Annotated in this window: 2 protein-coding genes; both read left to right on the top strand. The window is 47.1% G+C overall.

Going from position 1 to position 1661, the window contains the following annotated elements; all coding sequences use genetic code 11:
* Window positions 1–65 precede the first annotated feature (65 nt).
* Window positions 66–530: a phosphohistidine phosphatase SixA gene (sixA, locus tag QTO00_RS19345; protein ID WP_331426198.1), complete on the top strand. Its 465-nt coding sequence runs from the start codon at window positions 66–68 to the stop codon at window positions 528–530.
* 171 nt (window positions 531–701) lie between these two features.
* Window positions 702–1661: FHIPEP family type III secretion protein (locus tag QTO00_RS19340; RefSeq protein WP_331426197.1), on the top strand; the 960-nt coding region annotated here is incomplete at its 3' end.

Genomic DNA, 1661 nt, shown 5'->3' with positions numbered 1-1661 from the left:
AGCTGTGTTAACTGCAGCGGAATAGTCACCCCAACGATAAACGCGGGTAGTAGTAGGAATTTGCCATGAAAATTTTCATCATGCGTCACGGAGAAGCTGAGCACTTTGCCCCTTCAGATGCTGAGAGAGAATTAACCCCACCCGGAAGACGAGCATCAGCCGCCGTTGCACGTGCTTGTGCAGAAAAAGGCTTCTCTCAATTCGATAAGGTGCTAGTCAGCCCTTATATTCGTGCCCAGCAAACGTGGCAAGAGATCTCTGCAAGCTTTACTTCAGATCAGGTAGAAGTTTGTGAAGATATCACCCCTTATGGTGATTCAGAGCATGTTGCTGATTACGTCTCTGCTTTGATTGATACTTATCATTATGAGTCAGTGTTATTGGTCTCGCACCTGCCACTAGTGGGCTATTTGACTGCGGAGTTTGTTACTGATATTCATCCACCAATGTTTCCTACATCTGGTTTAACCTGCATTGAATATTCGCCAGATAAAACATCGGGCGAAATTGCGTTCAATATCCAGCCATAGCTCATACTCGCTTAACGGCTGAGTTCAATGGCACGTGTATAGGCGTGCCAAATACCCAAGTACATTATCCGCTATGTAGCCTCTTAGCCATTAATTTGACAGAGACCATGGACTGGATATTGCATGGTATAGCCAAGTTATTCTTTTTCCGATTATTGCAGCTACCCAACTATGAAGTTTTCTTTGCCGTTTGCGGACAAATTGCCACAGATTCCTCAACGGGCGATGCCAGCTATTGGCGCGCCTGTCATGGTATTGGCAACGCTGGCGATGGTTGTTCTACCCATTCCTGCGTTCCTGCTCGACTTGTTCTTTACCTTTAACATTGCGTTGGCCATGGTGGTACTTTTAGTAACGGTTTATACCCGTAGACCGCTCGACTTTGCTGCTTTTCCAACAGTTCTGCTGATCTCGACTCTACTCCGTCTGGCGTTAAACGTCGCCTCGACCCGAGTGGTATTACTTTACGGTCACGAAGGTGAGGGGGCTGCAGGTAAGGTCATTGAAGCGTTTGGTAGTGTTGTTATTGGCGGTAACTACGCGGTTGGTTTAGTGGTGTTTATGATCTTGATGATCATTAACTTTATGGTTGTGACCAAAGGTGCTGGCCGTATTTCTGAGGTAAGCGCGCGCTTCACTCTTGATGCCTTACCGGGCAAACAGATGGCGATTGATGCTGACTTGAATGCGGGCCTTATCGATCAAGATCAAGCGAGAACAAGACGTGACGAAGTGACCAAAGAAGCCGATTTCTATGGTTCGATGGATGGTGCTTCGAAGTTCGTAAAAGGTGATGCCATCGCTGGTATCCTGATCTTGTTTATTAACATTATTGGTGGTCTTTCCATCGGTATGGCTCAGTATGACCTCGGCTTTAGTGAGGCGTTGCAAATCTACACCTTGCTGACTATTGGTGATGGCTTGGTTGCTCAGATCCCGTCGCTATTACTCTCTATTGGTGCGGCAATCATGGTGACTCGCCAAAACACCGATGAGGATATGGGGCAGCAGGTTGTTTTCCAGATGTTCGACAACCCCAAAGCACTGATGATTACAGCGTCGATCATCGGCGTTATGGGCTTGGTGCCAGGAATGCCTCACTTCGCATTCCTGTTACTTGCGGTTATTGCT

The sequence above is a fragment of the Vibrio sp. M260118 genome (assembly GCF_036533755.1).
GTDB lineage: Bacteria > Pseudomonadota > Gammaproteobacteria > Enterobacterales > Vibrionaceae > Vibrio.
The sequence above is the reverse complement of the archived record's forward strand: the minus strand, read 5'-3'. Positions and strand labels throughout refer to the sequence as shown.

Bases quoted from the DNA above. Each gene is read 5' to 3' on its own strand.
- sixA (WP_331426198.1), top strand. From the start codon at position 66: ATGAAAATTTTCATCATGCGTCACGGAGAAGCTGAGCACTTTGCCCCT.